This window comes from Streptosporangium saharense, from assembly GCF_014203715.1.
Lineage (GTDB): Bacteria > Actinomycetota > Actinomycetes > Streptosporangiales > Streptosporangiaceae > Streptosporangium > Streptosporangium saharense.
Genome location: NZ_JACHJP010000003.1, coordinates 97,579 through 113,763 on the forward strand (window position 1 = coordinate 97,579; position 16,185 = coordinate 113,763).

Sequence of the window (16,185 nt, forward strand, 5' to 3'; positions counted from 1 at the left end):
ACCCGGAGACGCGTGAAGGAGTGACCCTTGATGGAGGGTCACTCCCGGTGTCTTCCTGGAGAGGCGCGCCTCAGAGCTTGCGCAGCACCGCCACGACCTTGCCCAGGACGGTGGCCTCGTCGCCGGGGATCGGGTCGTAGTTCGCGTTGTGCGGGACAAGCCAGACGTGGCCGTCCTTGCGCTTGAAGGTCTTGACCGTTGCCTCGCCGTCGATCATCGCGGCGACCACGTCGCCGTTGTCGGCGACCGGCTGCTGGCGGACGACGACCCAGTCACCGTTGGCGATCGCGGCCTCGATCATGGAGTCGCCCGTCACCTGGAGCAGGAAGAGGGTCCCCTCGCCCACGAGCTGCTTGGGCAGGGCGAAGACGTCCTCCACGCTCTCTTCGGCGAGGATCGGGCCACCGGCGGCGATCCGTCCGACGAGCGGCACGTAGGCCGCGGTCGGGCGGCTGACCGGCGTCTCCTCGGAGTTGGCGTCGGGATCGACCCACAGCACCGGCTCGCCGGGCAGGCGCACCTCAAGGGCACGCGGGCGGTGCGGGTCGCGGCGCAGGTAACCCTTGCGCTGCAGGGCCGTCAGCTGGTGCGACACGCTGGAGGTGCTGGTCAGCTGCACCGCCTCGCCGATCTCCCGCATCGACGGCGGATAGCCGCGCTGCTGCACCGAGTCGCGGATCACCTCAAGGATCTTGCGCTGTCTCGGGGTGAGGCCAAGAGAGTCACGCCTGCGGACCGCCAGGTCGCTGACGGCCGATCCGTTCTCGTCGCGCTCACTCATATGGTCTCCTCGCTCCCGGTCTGTATTGGTTGTGTCGCACACAGCGACCGTACCTCCGCCGAAGATCATACTCAAACAATTGTTCGAATGGTCCTCGAAATCGGTGGCGGCGTGGTGTACAACATCGTACGGGAGTTCGATCGACATCGTGTTCGATTCGCCGATCTTTCTTCGACATGTGTTCGGCCAGGTCGAGGAGATGGGGGGCACCGTGAAGGCGACCGCGAGGACAACCAGGCCCAGGCTGACGCTGGTCAGGGGCACAGGGGAGACGGCCGCCAGGGGTGCGGGCCGTACGGCGCCCGCGGGCGTGCGGCCTGTTCCACGCCCCCGTGGCGCGGGCCGTACGGTCTCGGGAGGCTCGGGAGGCCCGGTGGGGCCGAGAGGTGGGGCGCGGCCGGTCAGGCCCGCCGTGGGGAAGGTGGGCCGCGCGCCGGTCAGGCTCACCCGCAGGGGGCGGGTCGTGGTGGTCCTGACGCTCGCGCTGCTCATCCTGGTGGCCTTCTGGGCCGGAGCCCTCGTCGACGCGGCCTTCGCCTCGGGGGTGTGCGACCCGCGGGCGTCGTGAGGGGGCTGACGACGGAGCGTGACGACGCGCTTCTCGTCCGCCCGATAATGGATCTCGGCCGTCCGCCGGAAACGGCGTCCTGAGGGGCGACACGCCCGGCCGGGGGCTCTGTGGTGCGCTGATCAGCGACTTCGCTCTCCGTGGCCTTCCTAACTTGCGTTCATGGTCGGACCCTCCTACGGTTGGACCACAACATCTAGTGGCTTCATCATTTCGCTCCACAATAGATTGTGTTTCTATTACCGCATCTCGACCATTCGAGGGCGTGCGTGAGCGTCTCCGCACGGAGACCGCAGAGCAGGCGGAGCAACATGAGGAAGTTGGGCCGCTGGGCAGGTCAAGGAGGCGACGCGCGTGCACTGTCCGTTCTGTCGTCATCCTGACACGCGGGTCATCGACAGCCGGTCGACCGAGGACGGCAGCGCCATCCGGCGCAGACGCACCTGTCCCGAGTGCGGGCGCAGGTTCACCACGCAGGAGACGGTGTTGCTCATGGTGAGCAAACGCAGCGGGGTGACCGAGCCGTTCTTCAGGGACAAGGTGATCGCCGGGGTCCGGCGTGCCTGCCAGGGGCGCCCGGTGAGCGAGGACTCACTTGCCCAGCTCGGGCAGCGGGTCGAGGAGAGCATCAGGGCGACCGGGGCCGCGGAGATCGCGGCGCACGAGGTCGGCCTGGCGATCCTGGGACCCCTCCGCGAGCTTGACGAGGTCGCCTACCTGCGTTTCGCCTCCGTCTACCGGGGGTTCGAGACCCTGGCCGACTTCGAGGCGGAGATCGAGCAACTGCGCGCCGAGCGTTCCGCGCGGCGCGACTGATCCAGTCCCCGGGCGCCGGGGGAGCACGCGGCGCGTCGAACTGGTCCGGCTGGGGACTCCGGTGGAGTCCCGGAAGGGGGAAGTCATGACGGAGACGGTCAACGGCGCGGTCGCGCGCGGGGGCAAGCGACCACGCAAGGGGCTGAAGATGAAGCGCATCTTCACCACACCCGGGGTTCACCCGTACGACCAGGTGACCTGGGAGCGCCGTGACGTCGTCATGACCAACTGGCGGGACGGGTCGGTCAACTTCGAGCAGCGGGACGTCGAGTTCCCCGACTCGTGGTCGGTCAACGCCGCCAACATCGTGACCACCAAGTACTTCAGGGGGGCCGTCGGCACCCCGCAGCGCGAGTGGAGCCTGAAGCAGCTCGTCGACCGGGTGGTCGGCGTCTACACGAAGACCGCGGTCGAGGAGGGCTACTTCGCGACCGAGGAGGACGCCGAGATCTTCGACCACGAGCTCAAGCACGCCCTGGTCAACCAGATCTTCAGCTTCAACTCACCGGTCTGGTTCAATGTCGGCACAGCCTCGCCGCAGCAGGTCAGCGCCTGCTTCATCCTGGCCGTCGACGACCAGATGGAGTCCATCCTCGACTGGTACAAGGAAGAGGGTGTGATCTTCAAGGGCGGTTCGGGCTCCGGCGTGAACCTCTCCCGGATCCGCTCCTCGAAGGAACTGCTCTCCAGCGGCGGTACGGCCAGCGGCCCCGTCTCCTTCATGCGCGGCGCGGACGCCTCTGCGGGCACCATCAAGTCCGGTGGCGCCACCCGCCGCGCGGCCAAGATGGTCGTCCTCGACGTCGACCACCCCGACATCGAGGAGTTCATCGAGACCAAGGCGCGCGAGGAGGACAAGATCCGCGCGCTGCGCGACGCCGGGTTCGACATGGACCTGGGCGGCAGGGACATCGTCTCCGTCCAGTACCAGAACGCCAACAACTCCGTGCGCGTCTCCGACGAGTTCATGCGGGCCGTGGAGAACGGCGGTGACTTCGGGCTGCGCGCCCGCCTCACCGGCGAGGTGATCGAGAAGGTCGACGCCAAGGACCTGTTCAGGAAGATGGCCAAGGCCGCCTGGGAGTGCGCCGACCCCGGCGTCCAGTACGACGACACGATCAACGACTGGCACACCAGCCCGGAGACCGGCCGCATCACGGCGAGCAACCCCTGCTCGGAGTACCTCCACCTGGACAACTCCTCCTGCAACCTGGCCAGCATCAACCTGCTGAAGTTCCTCAGGGACGACGACACCTTCGACGTCGCGAGCTTCGTGAAGCTCACCGAGCTGATCATCACCGCGATGGACGCCTCCATCACCTTCGCCGACTTCCCGACCGAGAAGATCGACCGGACCACCCGGGCCTACCGGCAGCTCGGCATCGGCTACGCCAACCTGGGCGCGCTGCTCATGGCCACCGGCCACGCCTACGACTCCGACGGCGGCCGGGCCGTCGCCGGGGCCATCACCTCGCTGATGACCGGCGTCTCCTACCGCCGCAGCGCCGAGCTGGCCGCGGTCGTCGGGCCATACGAGGGCTACGCTCGCAACGCCGAGGCGCACAAGCGCGTCATGCGCAAGCACGCCGCGGCCAACGACGACCTGCGCACCCTGGGCGGGATGGACCGCGTCATCCACACCGAGGCCTCCCGGCAGTGGTCCGACTGCCTCAAGCTCGGCGAGAAGAACGGCTACCGCAACGCCCAGGCCTCGCTGCTGGCGCCGACCGGCACCATCGGCCTGATGATGGACTGCGACACCACCGGCATCGAGCCCGACCTCGCGCTGGTCAAGTTCAAGAAGCTCGTCGGCGGCGGCTCCATGCAGATCGTCAACCAGACGATCCCCCGCGCGCTGCGCCAGCTCGGCTACCAGCAGGAGCAGATCGAGGCGATCGTCGAGTACATCGCCGCGCACGGCCACGTCGTGGACGCCCCCGGCCTGCGGCCCGAGCACTACGAGGTGTTCGACTGCGCCATGGGCGAGCGGGCCATCGCGCCCATGGGCCACGTGCGGATGATGGCCGCGGCCCAGCCGTTCCTGTCCGGCGCGATCTCCAAGACCGTCAACCTGCCCGAGTCCGCGACGGTCGAGGACATCGAGCAGGTCTACCTGGAGGGCTGGAAGCTCGGCCTGAAGGCCCTGGCCGTCTACCGCGACAACTGCAAGGTCGGCCAGCCGCTGTCCGCCGCGGGCAAGAAGACCGAGGAGAAGACCGAGGCCGCCGAGCCCGAGGTCCAGGTCGTCGAGGTCAGCCGCCCGACCCGGCGCCGGATGCCGAACCAGCGGCCCAGCACCACCACCCGCTTCACCGTGGGCGGCGCAAAGGGCTACATGACGGCCTCGTCCTATCCCGACGACGGTCTCGGCGAGGTCTTCCTGAAGATGTCCAAGCAGGGTTCCACCCTCGCGGGCGTCATGGACGCCTTCTCCGTCGCCATCTCCATCGGCCTGCAGTACGGCGTGCCGCTGGAGACCTACGTCGGCAAGTTCGTCAACATGCGCTTCGACCCGGCGGGCATGACCGACGACCCGGACATCCGCATGGCCGCCTCGGTGATGGACTACATCTTCCGCCGCCTGGCGCTGGACCACCTGCCCTACGACGAGCGGGCCGCCCTGGGCATCTTCTCGGCCTCCGAGCGCGCCGCCCAGCAGCGGGGTGAGGACCCGGCCCCGATCACCACGGACGAGGTCATCGCCGAGCTGGCCACCTCCGCGCCCATCGAGCGGCCCCAGCCCCGCTCCGAGCCCCGCGTCCAGACCGTCGCGGTGGCGGCCCCCGAGCGGGCGGCGGGCTCCCTGGAGTCGCACCAGGGCCGCACCGCCGACGCGCCGCTCTGCATGACCTGCGGCACCAAGATGCGCCCCGCGGGCAGCTGCTACGTCTGCGAGGGCTGCGGCTCGACCAGCGGCTGCAGCTGACGCGGCGAAACGCCCGGTAAGGGAGCCGGTGAGCCTCATGGCTCACCGGCTTCCTGCTTTTCACGATCATGAGGAAAGGGAGTTGAGTCTCCAGTGAGTGGAGACGGCACAGTGGTGGCGTGAGCGAAGGCACGGAGCTTTTCACGATCGGGCAGCTTGCCCGTCGTACGGGACTGGCGGTGCGGACGATCCGGTTCTGGTCGGACAGCGGTCTGGTGCCGCCGACCGGGCGGTCGGCGGGCGGCTACCGTCTCTACGACGCGCGGGCGCTCGCCCGGCTCGACCTCGTCAGGACCCTGCGCGAACTCGGGTTCGGTCTTGAGGCGGTCGAGGAGATCCTGTGCCGGGCCACGACAGTCGCCCAGGTCGCCGAGACGCACGTCGCGGCGCTTGAGGCGGAGATCCGTACCCTGCGGCTGCGCCGCGCCGTGCTGAGCACGGTGGCCAGGCGTGGCAGCACGATCGAGGAGGCGTCACTGATGCACAGACTGGCCAGGCTGTCCGCGCGGGAGCGGCAGCAGATCATCGACGACTTCGTGGACCGCGTCCTCACCGGGGTCGACCCCCAGGAGGGCCCGGCGGTGGGCATCGCGAACGGCATGCGGCAGGTGAACGCCGAGCTGCCCGACGACCCGAGCCCGGAGCAGGTGGACGCCTGGATGGAGCTGGCCGACCTCGTCGAGGACGAGGACTTCCAGCACCGGGTCAGGCAGATGGTGGTCGTGGGGCAGAGCGCGGACACCCCCGCCCATCAGCCGGACCACCAGGCCGTCATCGAGCACGCGGGCCGGGCCGAGGCGGAGGGCGTGGCGCCGGACTCCGCGGAGGGCCGGGCCGTACTCGACCTGATCGTCGCGCCGGAGACCACGGCGGAGGAGAGGGTACGGCTGGCGGAGCAGGTGGAGACGTTCAGCGACCTGCGGGTCGAGCGGTACTGGCAGCTTATGGGTGTCATCAACGGGCGCCCGCCGTTCCCTCCGGCCGTGGCCGCCTTCCTCTGGCTGGCCGCCGCGCTCAGGGCGTCCGCGAGGGCGTGAGCCAAGACCATGGACGTGACCTCCGGTTAGGTTGGACCGAACACGACACCTCAACCGGAAAGACACTGATATGCAGGCTCGTCTGAGCTTCGTGGGAATCGTCGTCAAGGACATGGCCAGGTCGCTGGCGTTCTACCGTCGGCTCGGTTTCGACCTGCCGCCCGAGGCGGACAAGGAGCCGCACGTCGAGGCGGAGCTGCCCGGGGGGCTGAAGCTCGTCTGGGACACGGTCGAGACGCTCCACAGCTTCGATCCCCACTGGCAGCCGCCCGTGGGAGGCGCCCGGGTGGCGATCGCCTTCGAGTTCGGCACCCCCGCCGAGGTGGACGCCGCCTACGACGAGCTCGTCTCCCTGGGCTACGAGGGGCACAAGGAGCCGTGGGACGCGTTCTGGGGGCAGCGCTACGCCATCGTCCACGACCCCGACGGCAACGGCGTCGACCTGTTCGCCCAGAACGGCTGAGCGTCAGCAGGCGCAGGAGACCCCGGAGACGGGGACGGTCAGCGGGTCGGGCACGCGCCGGGAGATCCCCTCCGAGGTCTCCACGGGCAGGCCCTCCCGCGCCCAGTACTCGAAGCCGCCGAGCATCTCCTTGACCGGGTGACCGAGCCTGGCGAACTCCAGGGCGGCCCGGATGGCGCCGTTGCAGCCCGGCCCCCAGCAGTAGGTCACCACGGTCGCCCCCTCGGGGACCACCTCGGCCGCGCGGGCGGCGATCTCACCGGTCGGCAGATGTACGGCTCCCGCGACGTGGCCCTGCGACCAGCCCTGGACGCCGCGTGTGTCGACCACGACGACGTCCGGGGCTCCGGTCGCCAGGGCCGCGGCCACGTCGGAGACGTCGGTCTCGAAGGCGAGACGGGCGGCGAAGTGGGCGACCGCCACGGCGCTCTCCGCGGCGGGGACCACGGTGACGGGGGAGGAGAGGAGGGGCATTTCCAGCCTTTCTCGGAGAACGGTCCAGCCATGCTCCCGCTCAGGACACCCCTCCGAAAAGTGTCGTAAACGCCGCTTATCGCTAATATCCCGCCATGTCGCTTCCCTTCCCGGTACGGCGGGCACGCACCGTGGCCGCCGTCGCCTTCGACGGCATGGCTCCTTTCGAACTCGGCTGCGTGGTGGAGGTCTTCGGCATCCCCAGGCCCGAGCTTGAGGTCCCCTGGTACGACCTGACGGTCTGCGCCGAGACCCCGGGCGACCTGCGGATCGTCGGAGGGTTCACCATGCGGGCCGGGTACGGGCTCGACGCGGTGGCGTGGGCGGACACGGTGGTCGTGCCCGCGGTCGCGGACGTGCGCGGGGAGGTGTCGGCGGAGCTGGTCGCGACGCTGCGGACGGCGCACGAGCGCGGGGCCAGGATCGTGTCGATCTGCTCGGGGGCCTTCGCGCTGGCCGCGGCCGGGCTGCTCGACGGGCGCGAGGCCACCACCCACTGGAGGTACGCGGGGCTGCTGCGGGAGAGGTTCCCGCTGGTCAGGGTCAACCCCGACGTCCTGTACGTGGACGGCGGCGACGTGCTGACCAGCGCGGGCAGCGCCGCGGGCCTCGACCTGCTGCTCCACCTGGTCCGCACCGACCACGGCCCGGCCGTGGCCAACTCGGTCGCGCGCAGGCTGGTCATCCCGCCGCACCGGGAGGGCGGGCAGGCCCAGTTCGTCCAGGCCCCGGTACCGCCGGTGGAGGGGGACGACGCGGTCGCCGCCGCGATGGCCTGGGCGCTCGACCGCCTGGCGGAGCCGATCACGGTCGCCGGGATGGCCGGGGCCGCCCACATGTCGCAGCGCACCTTCCTGCGGCACTTCGCCCGCCAGACCGGGACCAGCCCGCTGCGCTGGGTGATCTCCCAGCGGATCGCGGCCAGCCTGGAACCGCTCGCCTCGGGCTCCGCCCCGGTCGAGGAGGTCGCGGCGGCGGTCGGCTTCGACAGCGCCGTGACCTTCAGGCACCACTTCGCCAGGACGATGCGCACCTCGCCCTCCGCCTACCGCAGGGCCTTCAGACGGTCCCCGTGAGCCTGGCGCCCGTGAGCTCTGCCACCCTGGACGGGTGGTCGATGAGTTCGAGGAACTGCGGCGGCGGATGTTCGGCCTGGCCTACCGGATGCTCGGCTCCGCAGCGGAGGCGGAGGACGTCGTCCAGGACGCCTACCTGCGCTGGCACACCGCCGACAGGCGGAACGTGGAGGTCCCGGGGGCGTGGCTGGCCAAGGTGGTCACCAACCTCTGTCTCAACCGGCTGACCGCCGCCCGCGCCACCCGCGAGAGCTACGTCGGCCCCTGGCTCCCCGAGCCCGTCGAGTCGGCGGCGCTCGACCCGCTGGAGACCGCCGAGCGGCGTGACTCGGTCTCCGTGGCCTTCCTGGTGCTGCTGGAGCGCCTCACCCCACCGGAACGCGCCGTCTTCGTGCTGCGCGAGGCCTTCTCGTACGGCTACCGCGAGATCGCCGAGGTGCTCGACCTGTCCGAGACCAACTGCCGTCAGCTCCTGCTCAGGGCGCGGAAGCGGGTGGGTGAGACCCGCAGGTTCGACGTGCCCGGCGAGCAGCGGCACAGGATCGTCGAACGGTTCCTCGACGCCGCCCGCGGTGGCGACCTCGCCGAGCTTGAGAGGGTGCTCGCCGTCGACGTGGTCGCCTGGTCGGACGGCGGTGGCCGGGTCGGCGCCGCGCTGCGTCCCGTCGTCGGCAGGGACAAGGTCACCCGCTTCCTGGTCGGCCTCGCCGCCAAGTTCGGGGCCGGGGGCGAATTCACCCACACCGAGATCAACGGCCAGGAGGGCCTCGTGGTGCGGTACGAGGACACGGTCATCGCGGTCTTCGTGATCGAGGTGGCCGAGGGACGCGTCGCGGGGGTGCAGGCCGTACTGAACCCGGACAAAATCGCGCGGTTCGCAGCCCCGGGTTGCCAGAAATAAGCAGACCGGTCTATTTTTCACAGGTATGGGACGCAAGGGCGAGGAGACCAGGTCGCGGCTGCTCGACGCGACGCGGGAGCTGATCGAGAGCGGCGGCTACTTCGGGGCCGGGCTGAACCAGGTGGTCGCGGCCAGCGGAGCGCCGCGCGGCTCGCTCTACTTCCACTTCCCCGGCGGCAAGGACCAACTCGTCGGCGAGTCCGTACGGCGGGCGGGCCACGAGGTCGGCCTGGTCATGCGGGAGCTGGCCGAGTCCGCCCCCGACGCCACGGCCCTGGTCACCGGGGTGCTCACGCTGCTGGGAGACCGGCTTGAGGCCTCGGGGTGGCGCAGGGGCTGCCCGGTGGCCACGGTCGCGCTGGAGATGGCGGCCGTCAGCGACCCGCTGCAGGAGGTCTGCTCCGAGGTCTACGGCTCGTGGGAGGAGGCGCTGCGCCACCGGCTCGCCGTCGACGGCCACCCGGAGCCCGCCGACACGGCCGTCACCGTCCTGGCCCTCGTCGAGGGGGCGTTGCTGCTGGCCAGGGCGCACCGCAGCCGGGAGCCGCTCGACCGGGTCGCGCGCGGAGTCGTCGCGTTGCTGAGGCCGTAACCGGCCATAACGCCGATGTCCCTTCGCGTGCCCATGGAATATGTAGACCGATCTATTATGAGGTGATCGTGTGACCCCCGACTCCATCGTCTTCGGCGGCGCCGGACTCATCGGCCGTTCCCTGGTCGCCGAGCTGCTGCGCCGGGACCGTACGGTCGCCGCGGCCCTGCGCGGACCCGCGGACCGGCTGACCGGCTGGCTCGCCGGGCAGGGGGTGGACACCGCGCGGCTGACCGTCGTGTCCGCCGACATCGCCGTCCCCGGCCTCGGGCTCGGCGCCGCGCCGGATCTCGGGGAGGTCCGCGACGTCTACAACTCCGCCGCGCGCTTCGCCTTCGGGCTGGAGGCCGCACAGGCGAGGGCGGTCAACGTCACCGGGGCCGTCAACGTGGCCGACTGGGCCGCCGCCCGGGGGAGCCTGCGGCGCCTGGTGCACGTCAGCGGCTACCGCGTCAGCGGTGGCCCCGCCGACTACCGGCGCGACGGGGCCTACGAGGCCTCGAAACGGGAGGGCGACGCGGCGGTGCGCGCCCGTGCCCGTGAACTCGGCGTCCCGCTGACCGTCGTCAACCCCAGCACGGTCGTCGGGGAGGACCAGTTCATCGGCCTGGCCTCGCTGGTGCGCGACCTGTGGCGCGGACGGCTGCCCCTGCTGCCCGGAGACCGGGAGACCTTCCTGCCGGTCGTGGACGTCGGCTACCTGGCCCGCTTCATGGCCGAGGTGCCCGGCCACGAGGAGACGGCGGGCGAGGCCTACTGGGTGCTCGACGACGCGACGCCGAACCTGCCCGAGCTGGTCGGGCTCCTGGCCGCGCACCTGGGCGTCCGCGCCCCGCGTGCGGCGGTCCCGGTCTCTCTCGTACGGCGGCTGCCCCGCGCCCTGACCGGGGCCGACCCGGAGACGCTGTCGTTTTTGTCCGGCGACCGCTACGAGACCGCCCCGGCCCTCGCCTTCGCCGAAAGGGCCGGGTTGCGCATGCCGCCGGTCGGCACGGTGCTCAGGACCTGGGCGGACGGCCTGGTCGCCACCGGTTTCGGGGAGAGAGCGCGGTTCGGGGAGAAGGCCGGGTTCCAGGACGTGGCGGGCAGCCGTACCTGGGTGACCGGGGAGCGGGAGAGCCCCCAATATGTGCTGCTGCACGGGCTGCCGCTGGACGCGGACTCCTGGGCGCGGGTCGCCGGGGAGCTCGACGGGCCCGTCCTGGCCGCCGACCTGCCGGGACTCGGCCGATCCGCACCCGCCCGCTCGGCGGAGGAGCCGGAGGAGCTGGAGGAGTGGACGCGGGACCTGCTCGAACCCGTCGGGACACGCCCGGTGCTGGTCGGCCACTCCTTCGGCTGCGGCCCCGTCCTGCGCCACGCGCTCGCCCACCCCGAGCGGGTCTCCGGGGTCGTGCTCCTGGCCCCGGCCTTCCTGCAGGCCCCTTCTGGATGGCTGACCCGCTCGGCCGTCGGCGCCGCCGTACTGCTCGGGACCTCCCCGGCGCGGCTGGCCGGCAGGCTCGGCGTGCCGGTGGACGCCCTCGCTGACCTGCGCCGTCCCGGGGCCGCCAGGCGGGTGATCGAGGCGATGCGCGCGGGCCACGCCGCCGGACAGGAGCTGCGGAAGGCGCTCGACCGGATCGGGGTGCCGGTGACGGTCGTCACGGGATCGGCAGATCCGCTCGTCACGGGCGAAGCCGACGTCGTGATCGAGGGCGCGGGGCACTACCCCCAGCTCACCCATCCCCGGCAGGTGGCGCGTGTTCTGCGAGAAGCCGTCGCGCGAGCTCCCCGAGGGCGTTGGTGATCCGCTCGGGATCGAGTCCGCGTCCCTCGCGCTGGAAGGTGTAGACCTCGGGGGCGAGCGGGGCGAGCACGACCTCGACGAGCGCGTCCGGGTCGGGCACGCCCGCGGCGACCAGCAGCGAGCGCACGTGCACCCGCCAGAAGCCGTAGGCGCCCGTGGCGAAGCGTGAGCGGCCCGTCTCCGCGCCCAGCACCAGGTGCGCGTGGGATTCGAGCAGCTCGACCATCGCGGCGTAGAAGGCGGCGAGCCGCAGCGCGGGCGACGCCCCGGGGCCGAGGGGCGGCTCGCCCCCGATCAGCTCACGCTGCAGCGCCTTCTCGTGCTCGTCGAGCATCGCGGTCGCGATCGCGGCCCGGTCGGGATAGCGCCGGTACAGGGTGCCCCGGCCGACCCCGGCCGCCTTGGCGATGTCCTCCATGGTGACGTTGGGCGCCCCTTTGGCGGCGAAAAGCCTCCCCGCGGCCTCCAGGATGCGCGCCCGGTTACGCGCGGCGTCTGCTCTCTCCATGCCCCCAGGGTATATGTGGACACTGTGTCCGGATAGCGCCGGGGGTGACCGGAAACGCGAGAAGACCCGCGGGTCGCGGGTCTTCTCGTCTGGCGGGGCCGCCGTTCAGGCCGCGGGAGTGGGACCGCTCGCGACCGGGAACCGCAGGACGTTCCGCCCCGTGTAGGCGCGCAGATCGACGACCTTGGTGTCCGGCGCGCCCCCATGACGCCTCACGGACCGGATGTCCCTGATCTTGAGCCGCGCGACGGACGGCGGCACAACCACAAGTCTCTTCATTGAGCCCCCCGCGTGACGCTTTCGTTATACGAAATGTCTACAGATCACCCCGTAAAACCGTCGTAAAGATCTGATCGTCAGTAGGGAAGCCTGCGACCTGACGGGGTGCGAAGATCCAGATCGAAGGCGCGGGTACGGCGGCGCCGGTGCTGCGAACGGGTGACCTTCGCGCGACGCATGGCTCGTACCTCCTCTCCTCGGGCTCGCCTGCCGGGGGTGCTGTGACCGCCCATGACTGCCAACCTAGTTCGCCCTGACGAGCCCTATCAACCGAATTGATCGCCGGAGGTCGTCACCGCTGACCTGAGGAACTCCTGAGTGTGTGACATCGGCCGAACTATGGTGTCCACCGGCGCGTCCAACAAGCCGTTGAACGGAGGCGGGAATGAGCACCGGACTGGTCGACGGAGATCCGCAACGGCTCGGGGGGTACTGGCTGGCGGGCCGGTTGGGCGCGGGTGGGCAGGGAGTGGTCTACGAGGCCTACGACGCGCGGGGTGAGCGGGTCGCGGTCAAGGTGCTGCACGGCGACGCGGCGGCCGATCCCGAGCTGCGCGAGCGGTTCGGCCGCGAGGCGGCCTCCGCCAGGCGGATCGCCTCCTTCTGCACGGCGGCCGTGGTCGACGCCGACCTTGAGGGGCCCAGGCCGTACATCGTCTCCGAGTACGTCGAGGGGCCGAGCCTGCGCAGGGCCGTGCTTGACGGGCGCCGTTTCACCGGGGGCGACCTGCACCGGCTCGCGACCGCCGTCGCCACCGCGCTGACCGCGATCCACGACGCCGGGGTCGTCCACCGCGACCTCAAGCCGGACAACGTGCTGCTCGGCCCCGACGGTCCCCGGGTGATCGACTTCGGCATCGCCCGTACGGCCGACATGTCACTGACCGCGACCGGGATGGTCGCGGGAACCCCCACCTACATGGCCCCAGAGATCTTCATGGGCGAGCGCGCGACCGAGGCCGTGGACGTCTTCGCCTGGGGCGGGATCATGGTCTTCGCCGCCACGGGGTCCGACCCGTTCAGGGCCGAGAGCCTGGGCGGCGTCATGCACCGCGTCCTGTCCGTGCAGCCCCAGCTGGACATGCTGCCGGAACGGCTCCGCCCGCTGATCGCCGCCTCCCTGGCCAAGGACCCGACCGCCAGGCCGACCGCCAGGGAGCTACTGCTCGCCCTGGTCAGCGGGGACGGCTCGCTCGACACCCACCGGTTGCTCACGGCGGGCAGCGAGGCGGGCGGCCGGATGCACACCGGCTCGCACGACCCCGCGCTCGGCTCCCTCGCCGAGGAGGCCTACGGCGCTCTCGGGCAGACCGAGCGGGACCTGGCCCCCGAGGTGTTCCTGCGGCTGGTCACCGTGACCGACGACGGCGAGCTGGCCGTACGGCGCGCGCAGCTGGCCGAGCTCCTGCACGGCAGGGGCGAGGAGGAGACGGCCGCCGTCCGCCGAGTGCTCGCCGCCTTCGCCTACCTGGTCGGCCACGACGAGCACATGCTGTGGCTCTCACGGCCCGCGCTGACCCAGGCCTGGCCCCGGCTGCGCCAGTGGGTCAGGGCCAACCGCGACGGCCTGGTCGTGCACCGGCAGATCCTCACCGCGGCCTGGCGCTGGCAGAGCCAGGGCCGCAGGGACGGCGACCTGTTCCAGGGAAGCAACCTGGAGAGCGCCATGAGCTGGGCGGCGACGGGACGGCGCAACATCACGCTGAGCCCGGTCGAACGCGACTTCCTGGAGGCCGGGGCCGCCCTGGCCAGGCGCCGCGCCCGCAGGAGCAGGCTGCTCTCCGTGACGCTGGCCGCGCTGCTGGCGGTCGCGCTGGCCGCGGGCGTGCTGGCCGTACAGCAGGGCAGGGTCGCCGAGGCGCGCAGCGTCACCATCGCGAACCAGCGCGACCAGGCGCAGGCCCGCCAGCTCGCCGCGACCGCCGACGCGCTGCGGGTCTCCGAGCCGGTCAGGGCCATGCTGCTCAGCGTGGCCGCCTGGCGGCTGAACCCGGTGGTCGAGGCGCGGGCCAGCCTGACCGGCTCGCTGGCCCAGCGCGAGGCGGCCGCCTTCCACGACCCGGCGGCCGAGGTGCGCACGCTGCGGGCACTGAGCCGCGACGGGCACACGCTCGTCAGTGTGAGCGACGGCGAGGCACGCGTCTGGGACGTGCGGACCGGCGGGCGCGTGGACGGGTTCGACGGTCTCGGCGACGAGGTGACGGGGATCGCGCTGAGCCCGAGCGGCAGGCTGCTCGCCGTGGTCAACGGGACGAAGCTCAAGATCTGGGACATGACGACCGGCAAGCCGACCGGTTCCACCTTCACCGTTCCCGGCAAGGGCGTGGACGGCGTCTCCCAGGTGGCCTTCGGCCGCTCGGAGGACCTGGTCCTGATCAGCAGGGAGGAACTGCTGACGGTCTGGAACCGCAGGACGGGCGTCGAGGCCGCCCAGCTCACCGCGGGGATGGGGTTCGACAGCTCACCGGACGGCGGCGCGGTCGTCGTCGCCGACCTCGGGGGGAACACGGCGGTCGTGACCCTCGCGGACGGGCGCAGGGTGCCGCTCGGGCAGCAGTGCACCTGCGGGCGGCGCGTCGCCTACAGCCCGGACGGCAGGATCGTCGCGGTCCGCAGCGGCGCGCTCGTCCGGCTCCACGACGCCGCGACCGGCGCCGATCTCCAACGCTCGTTCGCCGGGGCCGACGTGCAGGGCTTCCACGACGAGAGCGGCGTGGACACGCTGGGCTTCAGCCCCGACGGGCGCTTCCTGGTGTCGATGAGCGAGTCGAACATCAGGCTCTGGCGCGTCGCGGACGGCGGCCTGCTGTTCACCCACGCCGTCACCGCGTTCCGGCCGGTCATGGCCTTCGACCCGGAGGGGCACACCCTGCGCTACCTGTCAGAGGACTCGGTGACCAGCCTCGACATCGCCTTCGCGACAACTCCCGACCCGCTCGGGAAGGCCGACTTCGCCCGCGCGGCGTTCAGCCAGGACGGCCGTCTGCTCGCCTCGAAGGGGCCGGGGGCCGGGAAGGTCAAACTTTGGGACGTGCGCCACCGCAGGTCCCTGGCGGCCCTCGACGTCGGCTCGCAGGACCCCGGCGGCTACTTCGAGATGGCCTTCAGCGGCGACGGCAGGCGGCTGGCGGTCGTCACCGGCGACATGGCGGGCGAGGCGCAGGTCTGGGACACCGGGACGTTCAAGAAGATCATGACCGTCACCGCGCCGAGACAGGGCAACCTGACAGCCATCGCGATGAACGCCGACGGCACCGCCCTCGCCGGGCATGTCGCCTACCCCGACTCCGCGAGCGGGGACGACGGGGAGATCCACCTGTGGGACGTGCCGGACGGCCTGCACCGCTGGGCCAGGAAGCAGGGCTACCCCGACGGCCTGCGCTTCTCCCCGGACGGCCGGTCCCTGGCGGTCGCGGGCGGCGAGCAGCGCATGCTCGACACCCGCACCGGCAAACCCTTCGGCCCCTCGTACGGCTCGCCGACCGTGGACGTCCCCGTCGTCTCGCTCGCCTTCGGCGGGGACGGCTCCCGCTTCGCCATCGCCGACCAGGCGGGACGGCTGTCGGTCTGGGAGACCTCGACGAGGAAGCGGGTCGGCGGGACGGTCAGGACCGGGGTCGGCGAGGCCCAACTGCTGACCTACTCGCCGCGCGGCGACGTGGTCGCCGCCAGGGCGGGTGACGGCTCCGTGGCGCTGTGGGACGTCGGGACCGGGATCCGCCTCGGCGAGCCGATCGTGACGGGTCCCGGGCAGCCCACGGCGCTGGCCTTCACCCAGGGCGGGAAGGGGCTGGTCGTCGCCGACTCCTCGGGGGTCCTGGCCGAGCACCAGGTCGAGCCCGAGGCCGTGGCGGACGCGGTCTGCGCGCGGGCGGGCCGTACGCTCTCGACGCAGGAGTGGCGGACCTACCTGGGAGAGACGCCGTATCGCGACGTATGCCCCCGATGACCCAGAACTTTCCGCGCTGAGATCGC

General features: G+C 71.4%; 14 protein-coding genes. 10 read left to right on the forward strand and 4 right to left on the reverse strand.

The genetic code is table 11. The features are described from left to right. Positions 1–70: 70 nt before the first annotated feature. Positions 71–781 carry a transcriptional repressor LexA gene (gene lexA, locus FHS44_RS16470; RefSeq protein ID WP_221460910.1) on the reverse strand — a complete coding sequence of 237 codons (711 nt, stop codon included), beginning with the start codon at positions 779–781 and terminating at the stop codon, positions 71–73. A gap of 148 nt (positions 782–929) precedes the next feature. Between lexA and FHS44_RS16475 the strand changes: the two genes are divergently transcribed. The 5 genes from FHS44_RS16475 to FHS44_RS16495 all read left to right on the forward strand — a co-directional run bounded on the left by FHS44_RS16475 (position 930) and on the right by FHS44_RS16495 (position 6,591). Beyond that, entirely contained in the window at positions 930–1,349 is a 420-nt protein-coding gene (locus tag FHS44_RS16475) for a hypothetical protein (RefSeq protein WP_221460911.1), read from the forward strand. Positions 1,350–1,703: 354 nt separating this feature from the next. Then, a complete protein-coding gene (nrdR, locus tag FHS44_RS16480) occupies positions 1,704–2,165 on the forward strand; it encodes a transcriptional regulator NrdR (RefSeq protein ID WP_184715543.1) in 462 nt (153 codons plus the stop codon). Between the two features lie 85 nt (positions 2,166–2,250). Then, the gene (locus tag FHS44_RS16485) at positions 2,251–5,091 is read left to right on the forward strand and encodes a vitamin B12-dependent ribonucleotide reductase (protein ID WP_184715545.1); all 2,841 of its coding nucleotides are present in this window, start codon (positions 2,251–2,253) and stop codon (positions 5,089–5,091) included. 119 nt (positions 5,092–5,210) lie between these two features. Then, on the forward strand, positions 5,211–6,128 hold the full coding sequence (locus tag FHS44_RS16490; RefSeq protein ID WP_184715547.1) for a helix-turn-helix domain-containing protein: 918 nt from the start codon (positions 5,211–5,213) through the stop codon (positions 6,126–6,128). A 70-nt stretch (positions 6,129–6,198) separates the two neighbouring features. Continuing rightward, on the forward strand, positions 6,199–6,591 hold the full coding sequence (locus FHS44_RS16495; RefSeq protein WP_184715549.1) for a VOC family protein: 393 nt from the start codon (positions 6,199–6,201) through the stop codon (positions 6,589–6,591). A gap of 3 nt (positions 6,592–6,594) precedes the next feature. Here the strand turns inward: FHS44_RS16495 and FHS44_RS16500 are convergent, their stop codons facing one another. Next, positions 6,595–7,065 (reverse strand): rhodanese-like domain-containing protein, encoded by a 471-nt coding sequence (locus tag FHS44_RS16500; protein WP_184715551.1) that lies wholly within the window; start codon positions 7,063–7,065, stop codon positions 6,595–6,597. 95 nt (positions 7,066–7,160) lie between these two features. Here FHS44_RS16500 and FHS44_RS16505 point away from each other — a divergent pair, with 95 nt between their 5' ends. From FHS44_RS16505 to FHS44_RS42360, 4 genes are all read left to right on the forward strand, one after another. Next, positions 7,161–8,141, forward strand: a complete 981-nt coding sequence (locus FHS44_RS16505; RefSeq protein ID WP_184715553.1) for a helix-turn-helix domain-containing protein — start codon at positions 7,161–7,163, stop codon at positions 8,139–8,141. Between the two features lie 34 nt (positions 8,142–8,175). Continuing rightward, complete coding sequence (locus tag FHS44_RS16510) at positions 8,176–9,042, forward strand: RNA polymerase sigma-70 factor (protein WP_312863681.1); 867 nt, start codon at positions 8,176–8,178, stop codon at positions 9,040–9,042. A gap of 25 nt (positions 9,043–9,067) precedes the next feature. After that, positions 9,068–9,634, forward strand: a complete 567-nt coding sequence (locus tag FHS44_RS16515; protein WP_184715555.1) for a TetR/AcrR family transcriptional regulator — start codon at positions 9,068–9,070, stop codon at positions 9,632–9,634. Between the two features lie 70 nt (positions 9,635–9,704). Then, positions 9,705–11,423: an alpha/beta fold hydrolase gene (locus tag FHS44_RS42360; protein ID WP_184715557.1), complete on the forward strand. Its 1,719-nt coding sequence runs from the start codon at positions 9,705–9,707 to the stop codon at positions 11,421–11,423. Here the strand turns inward: FHS44_RS42360 and FHS44_RS16525 are convergent. Both FHS44_RS16525 and FHS44_RS16530 read right to left on the reverse strand, forming a co-directional pair. Then, positions 11,353–11,931 carry a TetR/AcrR family transcriptional regulator gene (locus FHS44_RS16525; protein ID WP_184715559.1) on the reverse strand — a complete coding sequence of 193 codons (579 nt, stop codon included), beginning with the start codon at positions 11,929–11,931 and terminating at the stop codon, positions 11,353–11,355. The two genes, FHS44_RS42360 and FHS44_RS16525, sit on opposite strands and share 71 nt — an antisense overlap. Positions 11,932–12,036: 105 nt before the next feature. Continuing rightward, positions 12,037–12,210, reverse strand: coding sequence for a hypothetical protein (locus FHS44_RS16530; protein WP_184715561.1), 174 nt, complete (start codon positions 12,208–12,210; stop codon positions 12,037–12,039). 385 nt (positions 12,211–12,595) lie between these two features. Between FHS44_RS16530 and FHS44_RS16535 the strand changes: the two genes are divergently transcribed. After that, positions 12,596–16,159: a serine/threonine-protein kinase gene (locus tag FHS44_RS16535; RefSeq protein WP_184715563.1), complete on the forward strand. Its 3,564-nt coding sequence runs from the start codon at positions 12,596–12,598 to the stop codon at positions 16,157–16,159. The last annotated feature ends 26 nt before the right edge of the window (positions 16,160–16,185 follow it).

Bases quoted from the DNA above. Each gene is read 5' to 3' on its own strand.
- FHS44_RS16535 (WP_184715563.1), top strand. From the start codon at position 12,596: ATGAGCACCGGACTGGTCGACGGAGATCCGCAACGGCTCGGGGGGTAC.
- FHS44_RS16485 (WP_184715545.1), top strand. From the start codon at position 2,251: ATGACGGAGACGGTCAACGGCGCGGTCGCGCGCGGGGGCAAGCGACCA.
- FHS44_RS16500 (WP_184715551.1), bottom strand. From the start codon at position 7,065: ATGCCCCTCCTCTCCTCCCCCGTCACCGTGGTCCCCGCCGCGGAGAGC.
- FHS44_RS16525 (WP_184715559.1), bottom strand. From the start codon at position 11,931: ATGGAGAGAGCAGACGCCGCGCGTAACCGGGCGCGCATCCTGGAGGCC.
- FHS44_RS16515 (WP_184715555.1), top strand. From the start codon at position 9,068: ATGGGACGCAAGGGCGAGGAGACCAGGTCGCGGCTGCTCGACGCGACG.
- FHS44_RS16495 (WP_184715549.1), top strand. From the start codon at position 6,199: ATGCAGGCTCGTCTGAGCTTCGTGGGAATCGTCGTCAAGGACATGGCC.
- lexA (WP_221460910.1), bottom strand. From the start codon at position 781: ATGAGTGAGCGCGACGAGAACGGATCGGCCGTCAGCGACCTGGCGGTC.
- FHS44_RS16505 (WP_184715553.1), top strand. From the start codon at position 7,161: ATGTCGCTTCCCTTCCCGGTACGGCGGGCACGCACCGTGGCCGCCGTC.
- FHS44_RS16530 (WP_184715561.1), bottom strand. From the start codon at position 12,210: ATGAAGAGACTTGTGGTTGTGCCGCCGTCCGTCGCGCGGCTCAAGATC.